The organism is Microlunatus aurantiacus (genome assembly GCF_039536605.1).
GTDB lineage: Bacteria > Actinomycetota > Actinomycetes > Propionibacteriales > Propionibacteriaceae > Microlunatus > Microlunatus aurantiacus.
In genome coordinates, this window is sequence record NZ_BAAAYX010000002.1 from 611,018 (window position 1) to 632,678 (window position 21,661).

At 70.4% G+C, this 21,661-nt stretch carries 23 protein-coding genes and 4 tRNA genes; 15 read left to right on the forward strand and 12 right to left on the reverse strand.

Features of this window, described 5'->3' with window-relative positions:
* The first annotated feature begins 24 nt into the window (after nucleotides 1-24).
* The 12 genes from rph (at nucleotide 25) to ABD714_RS03030 (ending at nucleotide 8,843) form a co-directional block, all read left to right on the forward strand.
* Entirely contained in the window at nucleotides 25-756 is a 732-nt protein-coding gene (rph, locus tag ABD714_RS02975) for a ribonuclease PH (protein ID WP_344811269.1), read from the forward strand.
* Nucleotides 757-780: 24 nt separating this feature from the next.
* Entirely contained in the window at nucleotides 781-1,419 is a 639-nt protein-coding gene (gene rdgB, locus ABD714_RS02980) for an RdgB/HAM1 family non-canonical purine NTP pyrophosphatase (RefSeq protein WP_344810777.1), read from the forward strand.
* Nucleotides 1,416-2,237 carry a thymidylate synthase gene (locus tag ABD714_RS02985; protein WP_344810778.1) on the forward strand — a complete coding sequence of 274 codons (822 nt, stop codon included), beginning with the start codon at nucleotides 1,416-1,418 and terminating at the stop codon, nucleotides 2,235-2,237. Before rdgB ends, ABD714_RS02985 begins: the two co-directional genes overlap by 4 nt.
* Nucleotides 2,238-2,241: 4 nt before the next feature.
* Nucleotides 2,242-2,748: a dihydrofolate reductase gene (locus ABD714_RS02990; protein WP_344810779.1), complete on the forward strand. Its 507-nt coding sequence runs from the start codon at nucleotides 2,242-2,244 to the stop codon at nucleotides 2,746-2,748.
* A 104-nt stretch (nucleotides 2,749-2,852) separates the two neighbouring features.
* Entirely contained in the window at nucleotides 2,853-3,644 is a 792-nt protein-coding gene (gene aqpZ, locus ABD714_RS02995; RefSeq protein ID WP_344810780.1) for an aquaporin Z, read from the forward strand.
* Nucleotides 3,645-3,829: 185 nt separating this feature from the next.
* A complete protein-coding gene (locus ABD714_RS03000) occupies nucleotides 3,830-4,309 on the forward strand; it encodes a peroxiredoxin (RefSeq protein WP_344810781.1) in 480 nt (159 codons plus the stop codon).
* A 40-nt stretch (nucleotides 4,310-4,349) separates the two neighbouring features.
* Nucleotides 4,350-4,431: transfer RNA gene (locus ABD714_RS03005), tRNA-Leu, on the forward strand.
* A 95-nt stretch (nucleotides 4,432-4,526) separates the two neighbouring features.
* Entirely contained in the window at nucleotides 4,527-4,841 is a 315-nt protein-coding gene (locus tag ABD714_RS03010; protein ID WP_344810782.1) for a DUF3618 domain-containing protein, read from the forward strand.
* 25 nt (nucleotides 4,842-4,866) lie between these two features.
* Nucleotides 4,867-5,205, forward strand: a complete 339-nt coding sequence (locus ABD714_RS03015; protein WP_344810783.1) for a GroES family chaperonin — start codon at nucleotides 4,867-4,869, stop codon at nucleotides 5,203-5,205.
* A 234-nt stretch (nucleotides 5,206-5,439) separates the two neighbouring features.
* The gene (locus ABD714_RS03020) at nucleotides 5,440-6,750 is read left to right on the forward strand and encodes an ABC transporter substrate-binding protein (RefSeq protein ID WP_344810784.1); all 1,311 of its coding nucleotides are present in this window, start codon (nucleotides 5,440-5,442) and stop codon (nucleotides 6,748-6,750) included.
* A 93-nt stretch (nucleotides 6,751-6,843) separates the two neighbouring features.
* On the forward strand, nucleotides 6,844-7,923 hold the full coding sequence (locus ABD714_RS03025; RefSeq protein ID WP_344810785.1) for a carbohydrate ABC transporter permease: 1,080 nt from the start codon (nucleotides 6,844-6,846) through the stop codon (nucleotides 7,921-7,923).
* Nucleotides 7,923-8,843 carry a carbohydrate ABC transporter permease gene (locus tag ABD714_RS03030; protein ID WP_425562326.1) on the forward strand — a complete coding sequence of 307 codons (921 nt, stop codon included), beginning with the start codon at nucleotides 7,923-7,925 and terminating at the stop codon, nucleotides 8,841-8,843. The genes ABD714_RS03025 and ABD714_RS03030 overlap by 1 nt, the downstream gene beginning before the upstream one ends.
* Before the next feature lie 134 nt (nucleotides 8,844-8,977).
* On the opposite strand, the gene ABD714_RS03035 is transcribed toward ABD714_RS03030, so the two are convergent.
* Nucleotides 8,978-9,607 (reverse strand): IMPACT family protein, encoded by a 630-nt coding sequence (locus ABD714_RS03035; RefSeq protein WP_344810786.1) that lies wholly within the window; start codon nucleotides 9,605-9,607, stop codon nucleotides 8,978-8,980.
* A 123-nt stretch (nucleotides 9,608-9,730) separates the two neighbouring features.
* Nucleotides 9,731-10,741 carry an aldo/keto reductase family protein gene (locus tag ABD714_RS03040; protein WP_344810787.1) on the reverse strand — a complete coding sequence of 337 codons (1,011 nt, stop codon included), beginning with the start codon at nucleotides 10,739-10,741 and terminating at the stop codon, nucleotides 9,731-9,733.
* A gap of 111 nt (nucleotides 10,742-10,852) precedes the next feature.
* Between ABD714_RS03040 and ABD714_RS03045 the strand changes: the two genes are divergently transcribed.
* On the forward strand, nucleotides 10,853-11,317 hold the full coding sequence (locus ABD714_RS03045) for an SRPBCC family protein (RefSeq protein WP_344810788.1): 465 nt from the start codon (nucleotides 10,853-10,855) through the stop codon (nucleotides 11,315-11,317).
* Between the two features lie 69 nt (nucleotides 11,318-11,386).
* On the opposite strand, the gene ABD714_RS03050 is transcribed toward ABD714_RS03045, so the two are convergent.
* The 10 genes from ABD714_RS03050 to ABD714_RS03095 form a co-directional block, all read right to left on the reverse strand.
* Nucleotides 11,387-11,462 (reverse strand) — tRNA-Lys (locus ABD714_RS03050).
* Between the two features lie 71 nt (nucleotides 11,463-11,533).
* Nucleotides 11,534-13,138 (reverse strand): phytoene desaturase family protein, encoded by a 1,605-nt coding sequence (locus tag ABD714_RS03055; protein ID WP_344810789.1) that lies wholly within the window; start codon nucleotides 13,136-13,138, stop codon nucleotides 11,534-11,536.
* Between the two features lie 6 nt (nucleotides 13,139-13,144).
* Nucleotides 13,145-14,032 (reverse strand): aldo/keto reductase, encoded by an 888-nt coding sequence (locus ABD714_RS03060; RefSeq protein WP_344810790.1) that lies wholly within the window; start codon nucleotides 14,030-14,032, stop codon nucleotides 13,145-13,147.
* A 5-nt stretch (nucleotides 14,033-14,037) separates the two neighbouring features.
* Nucleotides 14,038-14,703 (reverse strand): lysoplasmalogenase, encoded by a 666-nt coding sequence (locus tag ABD714_RS03065; protein ID WP_344810791.1) that lies wholly within the window; start codon nucleotides 14,701-14,703, stop codon nucleotides 14,038-14,040.
* Between the two features lie 34 nt (nucleotides 14,704-14,737).
* Nucleotides 14,738-15,463, reverse strand: a complete 726-nt coding sequence (locus ABD714_RS03070; protein WP_344810792.1) for a type 1 glutamine amidotransferase — start codon at nucleotides 15,461-15,463, stop codon at nucleotides 14,738-14,740.
* Between the two features lie 2 nt (nucleotides 15,464-15,465).
* Nucleotides 15,466-16,617 (reverse strand): MurT ligase domain-containing protein, encoded by a 1,152-nt coding sequence (locus tag ABD714_RS03075; RefSeq protein WP_344811272.1) that lies wholly within the window; start codon nucleotides 16,615-16,617, stop codon nucleotides 15,466-15,468.
* 328 nt (nucleotides 16,618-16,945) lie between these two features.
* Nucleotides 16,946-17,021, reverse strand: a tRNA-His gene (locus ABD714_RS03080).
* 68 nt (nucleotides 17,022-17,089) lie between these two features.
* Complete coding sequence (orn, locus tag ABD714_RS03085) at nucleotides 17,090-17,728, reverse strand: oligoribonuclease (protein WP_425562343.1); 639 nt, start codon at nucleotides 17,726-17,728, stop codon at nucleotides 17,090-17,092.
* 29 nt (nucleotides 17,729-17,757) lie between these two features.
* Nucleotides 17,758-18,957 carry an MFS transporter gene (locus tag ABD714_RS03090; RefSeq protein WP_344810794.1) on the reverse strand — a complete coding sequence of 400 codons (1,200 nt, stop codon included), beginning with the start codon at nucleotides 18,955-18,957 and terminating at the stop codon, nucleotides 17,758-17,760.
* Nucleotides 18,958-19,154: 197 nt separating this feature from the next.
* Nucleotides 19,155-19,227 (reverse strand) — tRNA-Arg (locus ABD714_RS03095).
* A 46-nt stretch (nucleotides 19,228-19,273) separates the two neighbouring features.
* Between ABD714_RS03095 and ABD714_RS03100 the strand changes: the two genes are divergently transcribed.
* Nucleotides 19,274-19,984: an alpha/beta fold hydrolase gene (locus ABD714_RS03100; RefSeq protein ID WP_344810795.1), complete on the forward strand. Its 711-nt coding sequence runs from the start codon at nucleotides 19,274-19,276 to the stop codon at nucleotides 19,982-19,984.
* A gap of 71 nt (nucleotides 19,985-20,055) precedes the next feature.
* On the forward strand, nucleotides 20,056-21,609 hold the full coding sequence (locus ABD714_RS03105; RefSeq protein ID WP_344810796.1) for a PrsW family intramembrane metalloprotease: 1,554 nt from the start codon (nucleotides 20,056-20,058) through the stop codon (nucleotides 21,607-21,609).
* Nucleotides 21,610-21,661: the final 52 nt, after the last annotated feature.

The following is a 21,661-nucleotide window of genomic DNA, read 5'->3' on the forward strand; positions in this document are numbered from 1 at the left end:
GGCACGGCGGATCAGGCGGGGACGATCGAGCGGTCGGGGGGACGGGCCGACGGGCGCCGGGACGACGAGCTGCGACCGGTGAGCTTCACCCGGGGGTGGCTGGAGCAGGCCGAGGGCTCGGTCCTGGTGTCGTACGGGTCGACCCGGGTGCTGGTGGCCGCCAGCGTGACCGAGGGCGTGCCGCGCTGGCGCAAGGGCTCGGGCCTCGGCTGGGTCACCAGCGAGTACGCGATGCTGCCGCGCGCGACCAACACCCGCTCCGACCGTGAGTCGGTCAAGGGCCGGATCGGCGGTCGCACGCACGAGATCAGCCGGCTGATCGGCCGCAGCCTCCGCGCGGTGATCGACTACCGCGCCCTCGGGGAGAACACCATCGTGCTGGACTGCGACGTGCTGCAGGCCGACGGCGGCACCCGCACGGCTTCCATCACCGGCGCCTACGTCGCGCTGCACGACGCGGTCGAGTGGCTGCGCCGCCGCAACCTGCTGGCCGGCGACCCGCTGACCGGCTCGGTGGCCGCGGTGTCGGTCGGGGTCGTGGGCGGCACACCTCTGCTGGACCTCTGCTACACCGAGGACTCCGGCGCCGACACCGACATGAACGTCGTGATGAGCGGCACCGGGGAGTTCATCGAGGTGCAGGGCACCGCTGAGGGCCGACCGTTCGACCGGGCCACCCTCGACCGGCTGCTGGACCTGGGGGCCGCCGGCTGCGCGGAGCTCACCCGGCTCCAGCAGGCCGCCCTCGCCGGCTGACCGGCGCGTGGACCGGGGAGACCGATGACGACGACCGAGGTGGTGCTGGCCACCCACAACGGCAAGAAGCTCGCCGAGCTCCGGCGGCTGGTCGAGGCGGCCGACCTGCCCGTGACCGTGCTGGGTCTGGCCGACCTGCCCGACTACCCCGAGCCGGCCGAGACCGAGACGACCTTCGAGGGCAACGCCTTGATCAAGGCTCGTGCCGCAGTGACGCGGACCGGCCGGATCGCGCTCGCCGACGACTCCGGGATCGCGGTCGACCGGCTCAACGGGATGCCTGGTGTGCGTTCGGCCCGCTGGGCCGGACCGGGCTCGACCGACGCCGACAACAACGCGTTGCTGCTCCGCCAGCTGGACGACGTCCCCGATCCGCACCGGACGGCGCAGTTCGTCTGCGCGATGGCGATGGTGGCCCCGGACGGTCGGCGGGTCGTGCGCCACGGCGTGGTCGACGGGCGCCTGCTGACCGCCCCACGGGGAGACAACGGGTTCGGCTACGACCCGCTGTTCGTGCCCGACGGGCAGGAGCGGACGACCGCCGAGCTCGATCCCGCGGCCAAGGACGCGATCAGCCACCGGGGTCGCGCGGTCCGGGCGATCCTTCTCGACCTGCAGGGCTGGCTCGGCGCCGGCGACACCACCGGAAGGACCCACCCGTGAAGACGTACCTGGATCTGCTGCAGCACGTGATCGACCACGGGGTGGAGAAGGCCGACCGCACCGGCACCGGCACCCGGAGCGTCTTCGGCTACCAGATGCGCTTCGACCTGTCCGAGGGCTTCCCGCTGCTGACCACCAAGAAGGTGCACGTCCGCTCGGTGGTGGCCGAGCTGCTGTGGTTCCTGCAGGGGTCGACCAACGTCGCGTGGTTGCACGAGCAGGGCGTCACGATCTGGGACGAGTGGGCCGACGACTCCGGCGAGCTGGGTCCGATCTACGGCTACCAGTGGCGTTCCTGGCCGACTCCGGACGACGGCCACGTCGACCAGATCGCCGCCGTGATCGCCGGACTCAAGTCCAACCCGGACTCGCGCCGGCACCTGGTCAGCGCCTGGAACGTCGGGGACCTGGAGCAGATGGCGCTGCCGCCCTGCCACACCATGTTCCAGTTCTACGTCGCACCGGCCCCGGCCGGCAGCGACGACCAGCGCGGACGGCTGTCCTGCCAGCTCTACCAGCGGTCGGCCGACATCTTCCTGGGTGTCCCGTTCAACATCGCCTCGTACGCGCTGCTGACCCACCTGGTCGCCCAGGTGTGCGACCTGGCGGTCGGCGACTTCGTCCACACCCTGGGTGACGCCCACCTCTATCTCAACCACCTGGACCAGGCCCGGCGGCAGCTGGAGCGCGAGCCCCGGCCGCTGCCTGTCTTGCGGCTGGACCCCGCCGTCACCGAGATCGACGGTTTCGGTCTCGAGCACGTCGTGATCGAGAACTACGACCCCCACCCGGGCATCAAGGCCCCGATCGCGGTCTGAGGCAATGAGCGAGCCGAGGGGGGCCGGCGTGGACCGGCCGGAGGTGATCGGGATCGCCGCGGTCGCGCGGAACGGCGTGATCGGCGCGGGGAACGACATCCCCTGGCGGATCGGCGAGGACTGGGCCCGGTTCAAGGCGATCACGATGGGCCACGTGCTGATCATGGGCCGCAAGACGTACGACTCGATCGGCCGGCCGCTGCCGGGTCGGACCACCGTGGTGATCAGCCGCGATCCGGGGTGGCGAGCCGACGGCGTCACCGTGGCAACGGATCTGCCCACCGCCTTCGCGCAGGCGGCACAGACGGCGCCGAGCAAGATCTTCGTGGCCGGCGGCGGCCAGGTCTACGCCGCCGCCTGGGACCGGCTGGACACGCTGGAGATCACCGAGGTGGCCGCGGAGCCCGAGGGGGACGTCCGGTTCCCCGACATCGGCCCCGAGTGGGTCGAGACGGCCCGCGAAGAGCGGCAGGGTTTCGCCTTTGTCACATTTCGACGACGAACGGGATAGTGCGGGTTCTTGCGGAGTGGTGGATCGGGGCTTCCTGAGCGGCGGTCATAGTCTCCTGCCGAACGGTCCGCGGTGGGCGGACCTGCTCGAGGAGAACTGTTCCCATGAACGACACCCCGCTGAGCGCCAAGCTCGGCGCCGAGGCTCTCGGCACCTTCTGGCTCGTCTTCGGCGGTTGCGGGTCCGCCGTGCTGGCCGCCAAGTTCCTCAGCGGTGACGCCGACAACGTCCAGCTCGGCATCGGGTTCGTCGGTGTGGCCCTGGCCTTCGGCCTCACGGTGCTGACCGGGGCGTTCGCCTTCGGGCACGTGTCCGGCGGCCACTTCAACCCGGCCGTGTCCATCGGTCTCGCCATCGCCAAGCGGTTCGACCCGAAGCTGCTGGCTCCCTACATCGTCACCCAGATCGTCGCGGCCACCGCCGCCGGCGCCGTGCTGCTGCTGGTCGCCAGCGGCAAGCCCGGCTTCAGCGCGGTGGAGAGCGGGTTCGCCACCAACGGCTACGGCGACCGGTCCCCGGGTGGCTACTCGCTGGTGGCCTGCCTGGTGGTCGAGGTCGTGCTGACCGCTGTCTTCCTCTACATCATCCTGGGGGCGACCGACGACCGGGCGCCCAAGGGCTTCGCCCCGATCGCCATCGGCCTGGGCCTGACCCTGATCCACCTCGTGTCCATCCCGGTGACCAACACGTCGGTCAACCCGGCTCGTTCGCTCGGTGTCGCCTGGTTCGCCGGCGGTGCGGCCCTCAGCCAGGTCTGGCTGTTCATCGTGGCCCCGATCATCGGTGCGGCGATCGCCGGTGCGACCTACGCCACGATCACCGCCGCCACGAACGCGGTCGACGAGGGCGTCGGCAACAACCCGGGCGTCGGCACCGCGAAGCCCGCCACCGACTGATCCCGGAGACGGCGACCTTCCGGGTCGTCCTCCGCCAGCACCTCAGGAGCACAGCAGCCCTCGGCTGCTGTGCTCCTGCGCTTCGTGCTCCGGGTCTGTTCCCCTGTGTTCCGGGCCGTGACCGGTGACGCCCGGCGGGTCCCGGCGGGATCGCTGCCGGCCGGAGTCTGGATAGGGTGGTGATCATGACCGATCGACTGGGACCCGGCGATGTCGCCCCCGCCTTCACCTTGACCGACGCCGACGGCAACCAGGTCTCCCTGGCCGACTACGCGGGTGGCAAGGTGATCGTCTACTTCTACCCGGCGGCGATGACCCCGGGCTGCACCACGCAGGCCATCGACTTCACGGCGGCCGTCGACGACCTGGACTCCGCCGGGCTGGCCGTCGTCGGCATCTCGCCCGACAGCCCCGACAAGCTCGCCCAGTTCAAGACGGCCCAGTCCGTGGCCTTCCCGCTGCTGGCCGACCCGGACAAGGAGACCCTGACCGCGTACGGGGCCTTCGGCAGCAAGATGCTCTACGGCAAGCTCGTCGAAGGAGTCATCCGGTCCACCTTCGTGGTCGACGTGGCCGATGACGGCACCGGCACGGTGGCTGTGGCGCAGTACAACGTCAAGGCGTCGGGCCACGTCGACAAGCTCAAGCGCGACCTCAAGATCTGAGACCGACGCTCCCGCCCCCGGGCGGCGGGCGCCGGATCCGGCCGGAGTGGTGGAACTGGCAGACACGCAGGATTTAGGTTCCTGTGCCTTCGGGTGTGAGGGTTCGAGTCCCTCCTTCGGCACCGAACATCCCGACGACCGGCCGAGCGCGGAGGGAGGAGCGCGTGCCGACCACACTGCAATACCCTGAGGGCGAGTTCCGATGACGAGGAGAGACGTGGCTTCGAACGAGAGCACCCAGCCGACCAGGACGCCCGAGCAGATCGAGGCCGACCTGGCCGCTGCCCGGCTCCGGCTGGCGCATTCTGCGGAGGACCTCATCGACACGGTCCACCCCAACCGGATCAAGCAGCGTCAGATCGACAGCGTGAAGCAGTTCGTCGGCAACGAGGTGGACGCCGCCAAGGCGTTGGTCTTCAACGCCCGGGGTGACCTGCGGAGCAACCGGGTGCTGGCGGTGGCCGGCGCGGTGGTGGGTGGTCTGGTGTTCCTGGCCGTCGTGCGCGGGCTCGTCCGCCGCGGCCGGAGCTGAACGCTGTGAGCCCGAGGTCGATCCGATGAGCACCGCCACCGAGGGCTCGGCCGCGCTCCCCATCCGGATGCTCCACGACCGGGTCCTGGTCTCGACCGATGGCGAGTCCGGTGAGCGCCGCAGTGGCGGCGGCATCGTCATCCCCGCCACGGTGGCGATCGGCAAGCGGCTCGGCTGGGCCTCGGTGGTGGCGGCGGGAGCCAACGTCCGGAGTGTCTCGGTGGGGGACCGGGTGCTGTTCGACCCCGACGACCGGGCCGAGGTGGAAGTCCGGGGCAAGGACTACGTGCTGCTCCGGGAGCGCGATCTGCACGCCGTGGCGACCGAGGGTCTGCCCGACGGTCAGACCGGTCTCTACCTGTGACCGGACCTGCGAGGTAACACCGCCGACCGAAAGATCTGTGCACCAGCGCTTGCACGAATTGTGAACGTTCCCCCGGCTGAGAGCGCTCTTTCCCTGAACCGGTTCGGTGTGCTAGCCCTCTATAACAATCCTTAACGCCACCTGTGGGTTCTATTACGTTCGTGTTGCTTGACGCCTACTGTGACCCGACGGCACCCACAGACATCGGTGTCACGACAACGAAGTGAGGCATGCATGGCTTTCGCACGACGTGCGCGCCGGATCGCGATCGCGGCCGGCTCCCTGACCGCCCTCCTGGCGGTGGCCGCCTGTGGTGGCAGCAGCGAGACGACGCCGGGCGGCGGCGCTTCCGCCGACGCGGCGTACGACCAGAAGGGCCCGATCACCTACGTCCAGGGCAAGGACACCTCGGGCAACGTCCCGAAGCTGATCGCTCAGTGGAACTCCGAGCACCCGGACGAGAAGGTCACGCTCCAGGAGCTCCCGGACAATGCCGACCAGCAGCGCGCCCAGATGCTGCAGAACGCGCAGATCAAGTCCGACAAGATGACCGTGCTGAGCGTCGACGTCGTGTGGACGGCGGAGTTCGCGGCCAACCAGATCGTCGACGAGCTGCCCGCCGACAAGTTCCCGACCGACGACTTCCTGCCGGCCACGGTGAACACCGCCAAGTACTTCAACAAGCTGTACGCCTACCCGGCCTCCTCCGACGGCGGTCTGCTGTACTACCGCAAGGACCTGCTGGAGAAGTACGACCTGCAGGCTCCGGCCACGTGGGACGAGCTGAAGTCCGCCTGCGACAAGATCAAGCAGGGCGAGAACGACTCCAAGCTCAACTGCTTCGCCGGCCAGTACAACAAGTACGAGGGCCTCACGGTGAACTTCGCCGAGAACGTCAACTCCGCCGGTGGTGTCATCGTCGGTGAGGACGGCAAGGCCAACGTCAACACCCCGGAGGCCAAGGCGGGGCTGGACCGGATGGTCAACTGGTTCAAGGACGGCACCATCCCCAAGGGTGCGATCACCTGGCAGGAGGAGCAGGGTCGCCAGGCGTTCCAGGACGGCAACCTGATCTTCCACCGCAACTGGCCGTACGTGTACTCGCTGGCCAGCAAGGACGACGGCTCGTCCAAGATCGTCGGCAAGTTCGACGTGGCGCCGCTGCCGGGTGAGTCCGGCGCCGGTGTCTCCAGCCTCGGTGGCCACAACATGGCGATCAGCAAGTACGCCAAGAACAAGGGCACCGCAACCGACTTCATCAAGTGGTGGACCTCGCAGGACATCCAGAAGTCGAACGTCATCGCCACCTCGGCGGCCCCCACCCGGACCGCTCTGTACACCGATGCCGACGTCACCAAGAAGTTCGCCTACATGCCGATCCTGCTGAAGTCGATCGAGACCGCTCAGCCGCGGCCGGTGGCCGTCAAGTACGGCGACGTGACCCTGGCCATCCAGGACTCTGCGTACGGGGCCCTGCAGGGGCAGACGACCAGTGACGCCGCCCTGTCCGAGCTGCAGACCAAGCTCGAGGGCCTGATCAAGTAGCTCGTCTGATCCGTTCCGTTGTCGCGTCCAGCGCAGTGGTGGGCAGCTCGCCCGCCCTGCGCTGGACGCGACTCAGGAGAGAGGTAGGGAGGAATGGCAACAGCCACTGCTGTTGAGAACAAGTCGTCTGGAGTGCCGCCGAAGAGGCGGAAGAACGCCCTCAGCGACGGCCAGGGACGCCTGGCCGGGATCCTGCTGTCGCCGACCCTGCTGGTGATCCTCGTCGTCGTCGGCATCCCGATCATCCTGTCCATCCGGGAGTCGTTCTTCCGGGTCAACGACGGCGTCGACCCGGTCACCGGTCTGGTGGGTGGCGGCGAGCAGTTCGTCGGTCTGCAGAACTACACCGCCATCTTCGGCGGCCAGAACCAGGTGGTCGGGGCCTATGGCTCGATGGACCGGTTCTGGAACGCCTTCATCAACACCTCCCTGTTCACGGTCGTCTGCGTGCTGCTGGAGACCGTGCTGGGCGTGGCGATGGCGCTGATCATGTCCAAGGCCTTCAAGGGCCGCGGTGTGGTCCGGGCCGGCATCCTCGTCCCGTGGGCGATCCCGACGATCGTCTCGGCACTGATGTGGAAGCTGATCTTCGACGAGGCCGGGGTGATGAACCGGGTGCTGGGCACCCAGATCCTCTGGCTCGCCGACGACAACCCCGCCTTCTGGGCCGTGGTCATCGCCGACGTGTGGAAGACCGCCCCGTTCATCGGCCTGCTGACCCTGGCGGGTCTGCAGACGATTCCGGCGGAGGTCTACGAGGCGGCCAAGGTGGACGGTGCCACGGCATGGCAGCAGTTCACCCGGATCACGCTGCCGATGGTCAAGCCGACCCTGGTGGTGGCGGTGCTCTTCCGCACTCTCGACACCATGCGGATGTTCGACCTGCCCTGGGGCATGGTCGGTCAGGGCAAGTACTACGTGGAGACGCTGTCGATCTTCGCCTACCAGGAGGCGCTGCAGCAACGCTACGGACAGGCCTCGGCGTACTCGATCATCCTGTTCCTCTACATCATGTTGATCGCCTACCTGTTCGTGAAGCTGCTCGGCGCCGACGTCGTGGGTGACAACGCGCCCCCGAAGAAGAAGAAGAAGAAGCGCAAGGGCCGCAGCGTCGACAGCGAGGAGCGCGCCGGCTCAGCCGCCACGCTCGAGATGACGGGGGGGAACCACTGATGTCCACCACCACCGTGGAGGAGCACACCTCCGCCGACGAGGTCGCCAAGCTCGCCCATCCGAAGCAGAGCAACAAGGCCCGGATCGGGATGATTGCCTCCTACGTCGGGATGGCAGTGATCGTGATCTACTGCATCCTCCCGTTCTACTGGATGATCGTCAGCGCCTTCCGGCAGCCCACCGAGGGTCGGAGCACGGAGTTCCTGCCCAACCCGCCGTCGGTGCAGAACTTCATCGGCGTCTTCGCGGGCAGCAACAACTTCGGGCGGGCCCTGCTCAACTCGGTGATCGTCGCCGGGACGACCACGATCCTGACCCTGATCATCGGCATGGTCGCCTCGTACGCGCTGGCCCGGCTGGCGTTCCGGGGTAAGGCCATCGTGCTCGGCGTCATCATCGCCTGCTCGATGTTCCCCGGCATCACGTTGCTGATCCCGCTGCTGAAGATGTTCAGCTCGACCCCGCCGTTCGGCTGGTTCCCGTACTGGATCAACACCTACCAGGCGCTGATCGTGCCCTCGCTGTCCTTCGCGCTGCCCCTGGCGGTGTGGAACCTGACCGCGTTCTTCCGGCAGCTGCCGGTCGAGCTCGAGCAGGCGGCGATGGTCGACGGGTGCACCCCGGGACAGGCGTTCCGCAAGGTGATCATCCCGCTGGCTGCTCCCGGTGTGTTCACGACCGCGATCATCACGTTCATCGCGGCCTGGAACGAGTTCCTGATCGCCTTGACCTTCGCTCCCGATCCCCGGATCCAGACGGCGACGGTGGCGATCAGCAAGTTCACCGGCACGACCGGCTTCGACACCCCGTACGGCACCATCATGGCCGCCGGTGTGATCGTCACCGTGCCGCTGCTGCTGGCGGTGCTGATCTTCCAGCGCCGCATCGTCGCCGGTCTGACGGCCGGTGGCGTGAAGTAGCGCACGCGTAGCACCTTGCTCAGGGGCGGTACCCACCAGGGTGCCGCCCCTGGTCACGTCCGGGCGGCCCGTTCGCGTCCCGGGCGGCCCTGGTCACCTCCGGGCGGCCCCGTTCGCGTCCGGATGGTCCGGCGTCAGCGCGTGAGGTCGACCCAGCGCGGATCGAGCGCGCGGAGCTCGGCGGTGCCACCGGTCGCGGTCATGATCATGGCTTGCAGCCGGTCCAGCGACCGGGCGGGAGCGGCGGCTCGGAGGGTCGCGTGCGTGGAGTGGTAGTCCACCTCGACGCCGGCGGCCTCGCGGCGCAACAGGTCCTCCAACCGCCCCGCTGCCCCGAAGTCGACTGTGACCTCCAGTCGGTGACGGAGCTCGCGGCGCCGCCGTCCGGCCAGCTCCAGCCCGGCTCGGGTGGCGTCACCGTACGCCTGCACGAGTCCGCCGGTGCCGAGCAGCGTCCCCCCGAACCAGCGGCTGACCACCGCGACGACGTCACTCAGACCGGCCCCGCGCAGGGCGTCGAGGATGGGCGGTCCCGCGGTGCCGGACGGCTCGCCGTCGTCGCTGCTGCGCACGGTGGTCGCGGTGGGGCCGAGGACGAAGGCGGAGCAGTGGTGTCCCGCGGTGCCGTGCGTGCCGCGCTCCTCGGCGATCACCGCCCGGGCGGCCTCGTCGGTCTCGACCCGGACGAGCCGGCACCGGAACCGGGACCGCTTCACCTCGAGCTCCGCCGTCGCCTCGCGGGCCGGCACGAGGTAGGACTCCACGGCCTGCAGGCTAGCCGGTGCACCCCGCCCCAGAAACCGGCTGACGCCCCCTTTCACGTCGTCACGCCCCCTTCGCAAGGGGGGCGTGAGCAGGTGAAAGGGGGCGTCAGCCGGGGTGGTGGGTCAGACCTCGCGGGTCTTCGGCGAGCTGTCCTCGGTCCGAGCGGGGTCGCGCTCGATCACCGGGTCCAGCACCTCGTCGATCTTGCTCAGCAGCTCCGCGGGGAGGGTCACCCCGGCCGCAGCGACGTTGTCGTGCACCTGCTCCGGGCGCGAGGCACCGATGATCGCGGTGGCGACGTTGTCGTTCTGCAGCACCCAGGCCACAGCCAGGGCCGCCATCGACAGACCCGCGTCGGCGGCGAGCGGCTTCAGCTGCTGCACCCGCTCCAGCACGTCGTCGCGCAGCCAGCGGGAGATCATGTCCGCGCCGCCCTTGTCGTCGGTGGCCCGGGACCCCTCCGGCAGCGCCTGGCCCGGCACGTACTTGCCGGTGAGGACGCCCTGGGCGATCGGGGACCAGACGACCTGGGAGATCCCCAGCTCGCGGCTGGTCGGCACCACGTCGGCCTCGATGACCCGCCAGAGCGCGGAGTACTGCGGCTGGTTGGAGATCAGCTGGAAACCGAGGTCCTTGGCCAGGGCTGCGCCGTCCCGCAGCTGCTGGGCGGTCCACTCGCTGACGCCGACGTAGAGCACCTTGCCCTGCCGGACCAGGTCGGCGAACGCCTGCATGGTCTCTTCCAGCGGCGTCTCGTAGTCGTACCGGTGGGCCTGGTAGAGGTCGATGTAGTCGGTCTGCAGGCGGCGCAGCGAGGCGGTGGCCGACTCCATGATGTGCTTGCGGGACAGGCCGACGTCGTTGTGACCCTTGGGCCCGGTCGGACCGAAGACCTTGGTGAAGATCTCCAGCGACTCGCGACGCTGGCCCTGGAGCGCCTCGCCGAGAACCGTCTCGGCCTTGGTGTTGGCGTAGACGTCGGCGGTGTCGAAGGTGCTGATGCCGGCGTCGAGCGCGGCGTGGACGCAGGCCGTGGCCTGCTCGTTCTCCAGCTGCGAGCCGTGCGTCAGCCAGTTGCCGTAGGTGATCTCCGAGATCTTGAGTCCGGAGTTGCCGAGATAACGAAAGTGCATCGTTTCAACCTACTCCGTGAACGTTCTCACGCAACTCGCCGGCCGGTGTGCCCGGCTGCGGCCACCGCGGAGGGCGGAGACGGCGGGGCTGAGGTGTGTACGTTGTCAAGCATGACCGACGACACCTCCATCACCGTCCAGCGCAGCATCGACGTCGCCCCGGCGCAGGTGTTCGACCTGCTGACCAACCCCGACCGCCATGCGGAGTTCGACGGCTCCGGCTTCGTCCGCTCGGCCGACCACCCGCAGCGGATCAGCGGGGTGGGTGACAGCTTCCGGATGAACATGGCCGGGGACCACATGGGCGGGGAGTACCAGACCGACAACCACGTGACGGGCTTCCAGCCCAACCAGCTGCTGGCCTGGCAGACCGCTCCCGCCGGTCAGGAGCCGCCCGGGTGGCAGTGGGTCTACGAGCTGACGCCGACCGGGCCCGACCAGACGGACGTGTCGCTGACCTACGACTGGTCAGCGGTCACCGACAAGCAGCTGCTCAAGACGATCTCGTTCCCGCTGGTGAGCAAGGACGAGCTCGAGGGCTCCCTGGCCCAGCTCGCGGCGGCCGTCAGCGGCTGAGTCGTCGAGCGCGTACCCGGGAAACGCGAAACCGCCGAGCCTGTGGCTCGGCGGTTGCGTGGTTCTGGATGGTGCGCCGCGAGGGAATCGAACCCCCAACCCGCTGATTAAGAGTCAGCTGCTCTGCCAATTGAGCTAGCGGCGCGCGAAGAGAAACATTAGCAAAGCCCGCACCGGTCCACGAAATCCGTTCCGGTCTCGCTGTGGTGACCGTGGTCACGCCTCAGCTCGGTCCCTCGCTTCCAGCACGGCCATGGCGGCGTTGTGTCCGCCCAGACCGCTCACCGCGCCGCCGCGTCGGGCGCCCGAGCCGCACAGCAGGATCGCCGGGTGTGACGTGGCGACCCCCCAGCGCCGAGCGGGGGTGCCGGCCTCCTCGTCGTCGGCCAGCCAGGGCCAGTCGAGATCGCCGTGGAAGATCTGGCCGCCGGGCAGTCGTGCCTCGCGCTCGACGTCCTGCGGGCTCATCACCTCGATGCAGGGCTCGCCGTGCGCATCACGGGCGATGCAGTCGTCCAGCGGCTCGGCCAGCACCGACTCCAGCGAGGTCAGCGCGGCCCGGAGGACCTGGTCCCGGACGGCGTCGTGATCATGGTCGAACAACCGGGCCGGGGTGTGCAGCCCGAAGATCGTCAGCGTGTGGTACCCCTGCTCGCGGAGGGCGGGAGAGACGATCGACGGGTCGGTCAGCGAGTGGCAGTAGCTCTCACAGGGCAGCGGGTGGGGGGTCCGGCCGGCCGCCGCGGACGCGTACGCCTCCTCGAGCTCGCGGTAGGACTGGTGCAGGTGCAGGGTTCCGGCGAACCCGGTGGCGGGGTCGATCCCGGACCGGAACGCCGGCAGTCGACGGAGCACGATGTTGATCTTGACCTGGGCACCCTCGGGTCGGGCAGCGGCGCCACCGAGCAGGCCGGCCAGCGTGGCCGGGGCGCAGTTCGCCAGCACCGTCCGGGCGGTGAGGTGCTCGCCGTCGGCCAACCGCACGGTCACGCCCCCGTCGTGCGGTTCGACCGCGACGACCTCCGCACCGGTCCGGAGCGCGGCCCCCGCCGCCCGGGCGGCCGACTCCAGCGCCACCGCCACGGTGCCCATCCCGCCGACCGGCACCTTCCACTCGCCGGTGCCGTTGCCGATCACGTGGTACAGGAAGCAGCGGTTCTGGGCCAGCTCGGGGGAGTGCGCGCCGGCGAAGGTGCCGATCAGAGCGTCGGTCAGCACGATGCCGCGGAGATGGTCATCGGTGACCGTGCGCTCGACCAGCTCGCCGATCGGCCGCTCCACCAGGTCACTCCACAGCTGGTCGCCGACGGCCGCGCGGACGTCAGCGGCCCGGGGGAGGGGGGCGGTCAGGGTCGGGGCCAGCGCGGTGGCGAACCGGTGCAGGTCGGCCTCCAGCGCCTGGAACGCCGCGTACGCCGCCAAACCCGGTCCGGCGGCGAAGGACGCTCGCGTCGCCTCACCCGGCTGACGCTCGATCAACAACCCGCCGTCGGCGGTCGGGGTGTAGGAGGCGATCCGCCGCGACCGCAGCTCGAGGTCCAGACCGAGGTCGTCGATGATCTGCTGCGGCAGCAGGGAGACCAGGTACGAGAACCGGGACAGGCTGACGTCCACCCCCGCGAAGAGCCGGGCGCTCGCCACGGCTCCGCCGAAGCGGTCCCCGGCTTCCAGGACGGTGACGGCGACCCCGGCCCGGGCGAGGTAGGCGGCCGCCACGAGGCCGTTGTGACCGCCGCCGACGACCAGCACGTCCGTGTCCGGAGCCCGGTCCCGATCATGGTCCGGGGCCGGGCCGGCGACCGTCGGCGGCGCGGAGCTCATCGTCGGTCAGTGGGTGCCGGGAGTGGCCGAGCAGCGCTCGATCTCCTCGGCGCTCAGCACCAGGTGGGTCGCCTGGGCCGAGTCGGTGATGGACGCCGGCCGGCGCGCGCCGGGGATCGGGATGACGTGCTCACCCAGCGCGAGCTCCCAGGCCAGCACCACCTGCTGCGGGCTCACGCCGTGGTCGGCGGCGATCTCGCCGAAGGTGCCGAACCGCTGGCCCACCTCGCGGCCGCCGCCACCGGTGCCGCCCAGCGGGCTCCAGGGCAGGAAGGCCACCCCGTGCTCACCGCAGAGCTCGAGCTCGTCGGTGCTGCAGCGGAACCGCGGCGAGAACTCGTTCTGGACGCTGGTGAGGCCACCCTCGCCGAGGACGTCGATCGCCACCTGGATCTCTTCCACGTTGGCGTTGGAGATGCCGATGGCCTTGATCAGCCCTTCGTCCTGCAGGGTCTTGAAGTGGCCGATGACCTCGCCGTAGACCTGCCAGCGGTCCGGGCGGTGCCACTGGTAGAGATCGATCTGCTCGACGCCGAGGTTGCGCAGCGACTTCTCCACCGCCGATCGCAGGTAGGCCAGTGAACCGTCCCGGCCCCAGGTCTCGCCCTCACCCCGGGTGATGCCGCCCTTGGTGCCGACCACCACGCCGTCCAGGCTGCCGCCGTAGGCCTTCAGCGCCTTGCCGATGAGCACCTCGTTGTGGCCCATCGTGTCCCACGACGGGGCGTAGATGTCGGCGGTGTCGATGAAGGTGACGCCGGCGTCGAGGGCGGCGTGGATCGTGGCGATGGCGTCGGTCTCGCTGGGGAAGACGTTGTCGTCGTTCATCGACATCGGCATCCCGCCGAGCCCGATGGCGGAGACGGTGAAGGGGCCGAGGGTGCGGGTCTGCATGCGCGTCACGCTACCCGGTCGGGCACCGGCGGTCCGACCTCTGTGGCGACCCGGCGGAGCACCCCGAGCGTGATCAGCAGCTGCGCCGGGAGGTAGAGCGCCATGTTCGCGAACAGCGCGTACGGGAGCACGCCCGGCGCGACGAAGAGCTCCACCGCGAGCACGAGGTCGGAGACCAGGAACAGCACGCCGCCCAGACCGGTGAGGCGGCCCACTCCGGTGGCCAGCACCGCCATCACGGCCAGGCTGGCGCCGTAGACCCCGACCGGCACCGTCAGCGGACCGGCCGCCGAGGCGACCAGCGCGACCAGGGCGGACAGGGCGGTGCCGTACGCGACCGCCAGCGCTGGACGCGAGATCAGGCTCTGCCGCCAGTACGGCCGGAACGCCACCACGTAGACGATCTGGGCCACCAGGAAGAAGGCGATCTTGATCAGCACCGCCGAGCTGAGATCGCCCAGCCAGGAGAAACCGAGGGCGATCAGGAGCAAGATCACCAGCCGGGTCCGGACCGGGACGGTGACCCACACGAGCCAGGCGAGCAGCGGCATCAGCAGCACCCGGCAGCCCAGGGCGACCGGACGCCAGCCCAGCAGCTCGGCGGCCAGGTCGACGGCCGCGACCACGCCGAAGCACCCGAGGGCGATGACGCTGCTGCGGCGACGCGGCATTCGTCCAGCGTAGGTCGGAAAGGGGCCGCGCGGCTCAGCCCTTGCGCTTGAGCACCGCCGCCAACCGCTGCCGGCGCAGCTCGTCGATCTCCGGCCGGGGCAGCGGAGCCAGCTCCTCGCCGAGCGCCAGCTGGAGGACGTGGTCGGCCAGCGCCGGGTTGCGCGCCAGCACCGGACCGTGCGGGTAGGTGCCGATCACCGAACCGTCGATCGCCCCCTCGGTCCCGTCGGCGGCGTTGCCGACGCCGACCTCCACCCGGGCCAGGGGAGTCGCCGAGGGACCGAGCGTGGTGTAGCCGCCGTGGTTCTCGAAACCCGTGAGCAGCGCGTCGTCACCCTCGCGACCGTGCCAGCGGGTGAGGATCTCGCCGACGGCCCGGACGGGTCCGCGGGTGGTGGTCACGTCCAGCAGCCCGAGGCCCTCGATCTCCTCGTCGCGCTCGCCGACGGTGAAGCTGTAACCGATGATCTGGTAGCCGGCGCAGACCGCGAACACCGCGGCACCGCGGTCGACGGCCCGGTGCAGACCGCCGTCGGCCCGCAGCGCGTCGACTGCGGAGATCTGGGCCGCGTCCTCGCCGCCGCCGAGGAGATAGACCTGACCGGTGTCCGGCAAGGCGTCCCCCGGCTCGACCACGGTCACCGTGGTCTCGTAGCCGCGCCACTGCAGCCGCTTGGCCAGCACTGTCGCGTTGCCGCGGTCGCCGTAGATCCCGAGCAGCGACTGGTAGACCAGCACGATCTCGACCGGTGCCACCATGGTCACACCCCACCCATCTTGCGCAGTCGCTGGAACGGTGTGTACGTCGCGATCACGTCCACCGGGTCGGGATGGTCGGCCAGCGCCTGGGCCAGGTCCGGCACGCAGCGGTGCTCCACCCCCGCGTACGCCAGTCGTACGGCCAGGTCCTGGGCCCGGGGGCCGGTGGCGATCACCGTGCGACCGGCCAGCTGCTCGTAGTCCACGTCCCACAACCAGGACACGTCGCGACCGTCGGCGGCGGCGGAGTCGATGGCCAGCACCACCTCCGACGTCTGGGCCAGCGGCAGCGCCTCCGCCCAGCCGGCCGGGTTCTTGGCCAGCAGCAGTCGCGCCGTGGTGTCACCGAAGCGGGCGGTCGCGAACCGGCCGGCCGGCGCGGTGACCGTTCGCATCCCCTCGATCGCGGTAGCGGTGGGCACTCCGAGCTGGACCGCGGCGGCCAGCGCGCAGGCGGCGTTGCTGATGTTGAACGAGCCGGGCACCTGCAGCCGGGGGTCCCAGACGGCGCCGGCCGGATCGAGGATCCGCCCGTCGACCACCCGGTAGGTCGCCTCCGGCTGGGCCAGGTCACAGCGGGAGCAGCGCCAGTGCCCACCGCGACCGCCCGTCTGGTCCGGCTGGGTGCGCAGCAGCAGGGCACCGCACTCCGGGCACAGCGAGGCGTCCTGGGTCCAGGTCGTCGCGGTGTCCACCCAGATCACCCGGCGGGCCGACTGCGCGGCCCACACCACCAGCGGCTCATCGGCGTTCGCCACCACCACCGGACCGTCGGCCCCAGCAGTGGCGAGGGCGTTGCGCCAGGACCGACCGAGGGCCTTGATCTCGTGGTGGCGGTCGAGCTGGTCGCGGGAGAAGTTGAGCAGCACCAGCACCTCGGGCCGACCCAGCCTGATCATGTCCGCGACGACGCGCTCGTCGGTCTCGATGATCGCCCAGCTGGCTCTGGGCTTGGTCGACAGCGCGGCGGTGATACCGCCGTGCAGGTTGGCGCCGTCCGCGTTGTGCACCACCCGGTCGCCGCTCGGGTCCAGACCGGCGCGGACCGCCGCGGCCAGGAAGTGGGTGGTGGTGGTCTTGCCGTTGGTGCCCGACACCATGGCCAGGTGCTTGCCGGTGAGCAGGTGCGGCAGTGCCTGCGGATCCAGCTTCAGCATCACCGCACCCTTGATCGCGGTGCCGGCGCCGCGGCCCAGCAGGCGCGACGCCGTGGCCGCGAGACGCCCGGCCGCGGTGGCGACGGTCAGCCGGACCGTGCCCGTCCTGGAGCGCTGGGTGGTCCTCAGTTCGGTGATGGTCGGCTCCCGTGGTGATGGCGGCAGGGGACGCGCGGTGCAGCTCGCCCTGGAACGGACCGGTCAGCGTCGTCGGCCCGGCGCGCTCGAGTCTACGGAGGGCGGCCGTCCCGGCGTGGGACGTTCGCCGTGCGGCTGTCCGGACGCACGAAGGAGCCCAGGTCCGCAGACCCGGGCTCCTTCGATGTGGGGTGAGTGACGGGACTTGAACCCGCGGCCACCTGGACCACAACCAGGTGCTCTACCAACTGAGCTACACCCACCATGCGCGTACGCCGTGCGGCGCCGACAGCAGCGTGAAGCATAGCGGTCCGGACCGCCAGCCCCGAAATCAGTTCGCGGTGGTCGTCGATTCGGTGGTGGGTTCTGGGGCGATGGGGCCGTCGACGCCGTTCACCGGCGGGGTCAGGGCGCCCTGGTGCCGCGCGGCGATCTCCTTGCAGGTCGCCGTGTCAGGGCCGGGGCGGGGGACGAACAGGGCCTCGCGGTAGTAGCGCAGCTCCTCGATCGACTCGCGGATGTCGGCCAGGGCGCGATGGTTGCCGCTCTTGGCCGGGGTGTGGAAGTAGATCCGCGGGTACCAGCGGCGGGCGAGCTCCTTGATCGAGGAGACGTCCACGTTGCGGTAGTGCACGTGCCCCTCCAGCGCGGGCATGTCCCGCGCCAGGAAGGCGCGGTCGGTGCCGATGGTGTTGCCGGCCAGCGGCGCCTTGCGCGGCTCCGGCGCGTACCGACGGACGTAGGCCAGCACCTGCTCCTCGGCGTCGGCCATGGTGGTGCCGTCGGCGAGCTTGTCCAGCAGCCCGGACGAGGTGTGCATCGTGCGGACGAAGTCGCCCATCTGGGTCAGCGCCTCGTCGGACGGCTTGATCACCACGGCGACACCCTCGCCCAGCACGTTCAGCTCGGCGTCGGTGACCAGCACGGCGACTTCGACGAGAGCGTCGGCGATCAGATCCAGGCCGGTCATCTCGCAGTCGATCCACACCAGTTCGTCGCTCACTCGCGCAACCTTACGGGTATGAACCGCGCCAGCCAGCCGGATCCGAGCCACGTCACCACCCCCATCACCAGGGTGGCCAGACCGAGGGTGGCGATCGCCGTGATGCCGCCGATCGCGAGCGGTCCGAGGGCGTTGCCGAGGTCGGCACAGAGGCGCCAACCACCCAGGAACTGGGCCCGGCCCTGGACGGGGGCCGCGTCGGCGCCGAGGGTGAGCACCACGCCGGAGGAGATGCCGTTGCCCAGGCCCATCAGGCAGGCCACCAGTCCCACGGTGAGTGCCGTGTGCGTGAGCGGCAGCAGCACGAAGCCGACCCCGAGAGTGATCATCGCGGGGATGGCCACGGCCGCGCGGCCGTAGCGGTCCATGATCAGACCGCCCGGGAAGAAGAGCAGCATGTCCACCCCGGCGGAGATGCCGAAGATCACGCTGGTGGTGGCGGCGTCGATGCCCTGGGCCTCCGCCCACAGCGGCACGATGGCCTGCCGGGTGGCCCGTGCCGCCGACAGCACCAGCACGCCGGTGCCCAGGGTGAGGAGCACCCGCCGGTGCTGGGCCAGGACCGAGAACACGGTGATCCGCTCGGGTGCGGCGCCGCCGGGACTCGGCCGCTCGGGTGGGGTGGGGAGGTCGGGCAGCAGAGCGGCCAGCCCGGCGGCGGCCAGGCTCATCACGGCGGCGAACACGTACGCGCTGGCGATGTCGATCCGCAGCACGATGATCGCGCCCACGAACGGACCGATGAAGCTGCCGATCCGGAAGATCCCGCCCAGGGTGGACATGGCCCGCGCCCGGATGCGCATCGGCACCACAGCGGTCAGGTAGGCCTGCCGGGCCAGGCTGAACACCGCGTTCGCGAGCCCGGCGACGAAGACGGCCGCCGACAGCGCCAGCACCGTCGGCGCCAGGAACGCGCCGACCAGGGCGACGACGTCGACCAGGCAGGCGATGATCAGCGCCCGCCGTTCCCCGATCCGGGCCGCCAGCGCGCCGGCCGGAAGATCACCGATGAGCTGGCCGATACCCAGCATGGCCACCACCAGCGCGGCGATCCCGACACTCGCCCCGAGATCGCGAGCCGACAGCGCGACCAGCGGCAGGATCGCCCCCGCCCCGATCGACACCAGCAGCGTCGGCCCGTACACCGGCACCGCCACCTGCCGCCAGCTGAAGGAGTCTGAGGGGTCCGGGTGCATAGCCGGACCATCCTGTCACGCGCGTCCGGTCTCCGAGCGAGCGTCAGTGCAGCGAGCCCGTCGCGAACGGCCGTCGAGGGGAACAGCCGGGTCCCTGTCTGGACTGACGAGCGAGCAGACACGCTTTTCGTCTGCGAGCGAGGAGGGAAGACAGGGACAGTCAGGCGCGCAGCGAACAGCGAGTGACGAAAACACAGCGCCCCCGGCAGGAATCGAACCTGCGACCAAGAGATTAGAAGGCTCCTGCTCTATCCGCTGAGCTACAGGGGCTGGGATCGGCATCATAGTTCCGCACCCGTGCCGATAGCCTCTCGCCATGAGCGTCGCGCCTGCCGTCGTACGCAACCAGCTGACCACGTCCGGCGGTCTCACCCTGGGCTACCGGGAGTGGGGTCGTGCCGACGGGCCGGTCGCCGTCCTGCTGCACGGGCTCGGTTCGGAGGCCGACGACTGGGCGCTCACGGCGCCGGGACTGACGCGCTTCCGGGTGATCGCCCTGGACGCCCGCGGTCACGGTCGCAGCGACTGGGCGACGTCCTACGACCTGACCGACCTGCGCGACGACGTGATCGAGGCGATGGATGCGCTCGGCGTGCTCGCCGCGGCCGTGATCGGCCACTCGATGGGCGGCGTCGTGGCCTACCTGCTGGCGGCCACCCGGCCCGATCGGGTGCGCGCCCTGGTGCTGGAGGACATGCCGCCCCCGGACCCGGCCGATCCACCCCGGCCGATCCCGGTCGGGCCGGAGCCGGGGGAGACCTGCGACTGGCGGGCCGTGGCGGAGCTGCGGACCTGGCGGAACGATCCGGACCCGTCCTGGTGGGACCTCGCCGGACGCATCCCGGCCCGGACGCTGATCGTCGGTGGGGCCCGGTCGTCGATGCCCCAGGAGCGGCTGACCGAGCTGGCCGGGCGGGTGCCGCGCGGTCGTTTCGTCTCGCTCGACACCACCCACACCGTCCACGGGGACCGGCCCGGCGAGTTCCTGGCCGTCGTCGTCCCGTTCCTGGACGACGCCATCCGCTGACGTCGGAGGACCGGCCCCGGACCTGCGTCGCAGACCGCCGGCCGCTCCCGGCCGCAGGTACGCTGGCCCGCATGTCGGCGACCACCGCGAGCCCTGCTCAACGCGAGGACCCGCCGTCGACCCTCGCGAAGGCGCAGACCGAGCGCAGTCGACGCCCGAGGAAGCAGAAGCAGGTCGACCCGGCCGTCGCCGCCCGCCGGGCCCGCCGGCGCAACAACCTGCCGACCGAGGCGAACCCCGCCGAGCCGATCCCGAAGCGGATCCTGCGGTCGCCCCGCGTCTGGCTGACAGTGGTCATGCTGCTGGTGTACGCGACCCTGTTGGTGCTGCTCTACCGCCAGGTCGTGCCCGACCAGGAGGTGCCCGGTGGCACCGCGCTCGGGCTGGGCACAGAGGCAGTGCCCATCGCGGCGAAGTACGCGGCGATCACCGCGATCCCGCTGTCGCTGCTGTTCTTGTGGGCCGACCGCTACCGGCCGCAACGCTTCTGGGTCTGGCTGATGACCTTCGGCTGGGGCGCGTGCGTGGCCACCTTCGTCTCCGCCCAGGTGAACACCTGGGCCGCCTCCCAGCTCAGCATCATCGGCGACGGCGACCCGGCCACCGGAGCACGGGCCGCGATCTTCGTCGCCCCCTGGGTCGAGGAGGCCGCGAAAGGCACTGTGCTGTTCTGGCTGGCGATCCTGATGCGCTACCAGTGGGTGAGCCGGCTGAGCGGCATCGTGCTGGCGGGCCTGTCCGGTGCTGCCTTCGCCTTCGTCGAGAACATCCTCTACTACGGCCGCGCCTACCGGTACGCGTCACGGACCTTCGGTGAGGTCCCGCCACTGGAGGCTCTGCAGAACCTCTTCATGCTCCGCGGCGTGATGACGTTCTTCGGTCACCCGCTCTTCACCTCCATGATCGGCATCGGGCTCGCCGTCGCGCTGCGGGCCAAGAGCAAGGTCGTGCGCGTGGTGGCGCCGCTCGCCGGGTACGCGGCTGCGGCCTTCTTGCACATGGCCTTCAACTCCAGCGCCTCCCTGCTGCAGGGCACCAACCTGCTCCTGATCTACCTGCTGGTCGCGCTGCCGCTGGTCATCGCCGTCATCGTCTTCACCGTTCGGCAGGTCCTGACCGAGGGCCGGCTGATCAGGTCCCGGTTGGGCGACTACGTCCGGCTCGGCTGGTTGGCCGAGGGCGATCCGGTCCCGCTGTCCCGGGTCCGGACCCGCGGCAAGGCGTTGTGGCACGCCGTCTTCACCGGTCCCGACGTCCTGTTCGCCACCGTCCGGCTGCAGCGCGCGGCCACCGAGCTCGCCTACCTGCGGGACGCCATGGCCCGCGGCCTCGTCGACGCGGCGGGCCTGGACCGGGAGAAGCTGCTGCTGGCGAAGGTGCACGGGTTGCGGGGTCTGGCCGTCCTCGCGCCGACGGGTCGGGCGCCCTACCCGAGCTTCCGGCGGTCCAGGACCGTCGCCGCCACACCGGCGTACGCACCGGCGAGCTTCCCCGGACCGGCGGGGCTCGGCGGCAACTACCCGGCGCCGCCACCCCAGGCCCTGGCTCCCCACGCCGCACCCTTGGGGCAGACTGCTACCCAGTACTCCGAAGTCGACCCCACCTGGAAGCCCCCCGGTCAGTGAGCTGACCGCTCCCGGTGAGCGACCGGTGTCGGTCCACGGTCATCGACGGTCG

Excerpts from the sequence above, each read along its gene's own strand:
- rdgB (WP_344810777.1), top strand. The coding sequence starts at position 781 with ATGACGACGACCGAGGTGGTGCTGGCCACCCACAACGGCAAGAAGCTC.
- ABD714_RS02990 (WP_344810779.1), top strand. The coding sequence starts at position 2,242 with ATGAGCGAGCCGAGGGGGGCCGGCGTGGACCGGCCGGAGGTGATCGGG.
- aqpZ (WP_344810780.1), top strand. The coding sequence starts at position 2,853 with ATGAACGACACCCCGCTGAGCGCCAAGCTCGGCGCCGAGGCTCTCGGC.
- ABD714_RS03000 (WP_344810781.1), top strand. The coding sequence starts at position 3,830 with ATGACCGATCGACTGGGACCCGGCGATGTCGCCCCCGCCTTCACCTTG.
- ABD714_RS03015 (WP_344810783.1), top strand. The coding sequence starts at position 4,867 with ATGAGCACCGCCACCGAGGGCTCGGCCGCGCTCCCCATCCGGATGCTC.
- ABD714_RS03020 (WP_344810784.1), top strand. The coding sequence starts at position 5,440 with ATGGCTTTCGCACGACGTGCGCGCCGGATCGCGATCGCGGCCGGCTCC.
- ABD714_RS03025 (WP_344810785.1), top strand. The coding sequence starts at position 6,844 with ATGGCAACAGCCACTGCTGTTGAGAACAAGTCGTCTGGAGTGCCGCCG.
- ABD714_RS03030 (WP_425562326.1), top strand. The coding sequence starts at position 7,923 with ATGTCCACCACCACCGTGGAGGAGCACACCTCCGCCGACGAGGTCGCC.
- ABD714_RS03040 (WP_344810787.1), bottom strand. The coding sequence starts at position 10,741 with ATGCACTTTCGTTATCTCGGCAACTCCGGACTCAAGATCTCGGAGATC.
- ABD714_RS03045 (WP_344810788.1), top strand. The coding sequence starts at position 10,853 with ATGACCGACGACACCTCCATCACCGTCCAGCGCAGCATCGACGTCGCC.
- ABD714_RS03055 (WP_344810789.1), bottom strand. The coding sequence starts at position 13,138 with ATGAGCTCCGCGCCGCCGACGGTCGCCGGCCCGGCCCCGGACCATGAT.
- ABD714_RS03060 (WP_344810790.1), bottom strand. The coding sequence starts at position 14,032 with ATGCAGACCCGCACCCTCGGCCCCTTCACCGTCTCCGCCATCGGGCTC.
- ABD714_RS03065 (WP_344810791.1), bottom strand. The coding sequence starts at position 14,703 with ATGCCGCGTCGCCGCAGCAGCGTCATCGCCCTCGGGTGCTTCGGCGTG.
- ABD714_RS03070 (WP_344810792.1), bottom strand. The coding sequence starts at position 15,463 with ATGGTGGCACCGGTCGAGATCGTGCTGGTCTACCAGTCGCTGCTCGGG.
- orn (WP_425562343.1), bottom strand. The coding sequence starts at position 17,728 with ATGACCGGCCTGGATCTGATCGCCGACGCTCTCGTCGAAGTCGCCGTG.
- ABD714_RS03090 (WP_344810794.1), bottom strand. The coding sequence starts at position 18,957 with ATGCACCCGGACCCCTCAGACTCCTTCAGCTGGCGGCAGGTGGCGGTG.
- ABD714_RS03100 (WP_344810795.1), top strand. The coding sequence starts at position 19,274 with ATGAGCGTCGCGCCTGCCGTCGTACGCAACCAGCTGACCACGTCCGGC.
- ABD714_RS03105 (WP_344810796.1), top strand. The coding sequence starts at position 20,056 with ATGTCGGCGACCACCGCGAGCCCTGCTCAACGCGAGGACCCGCCGTCG.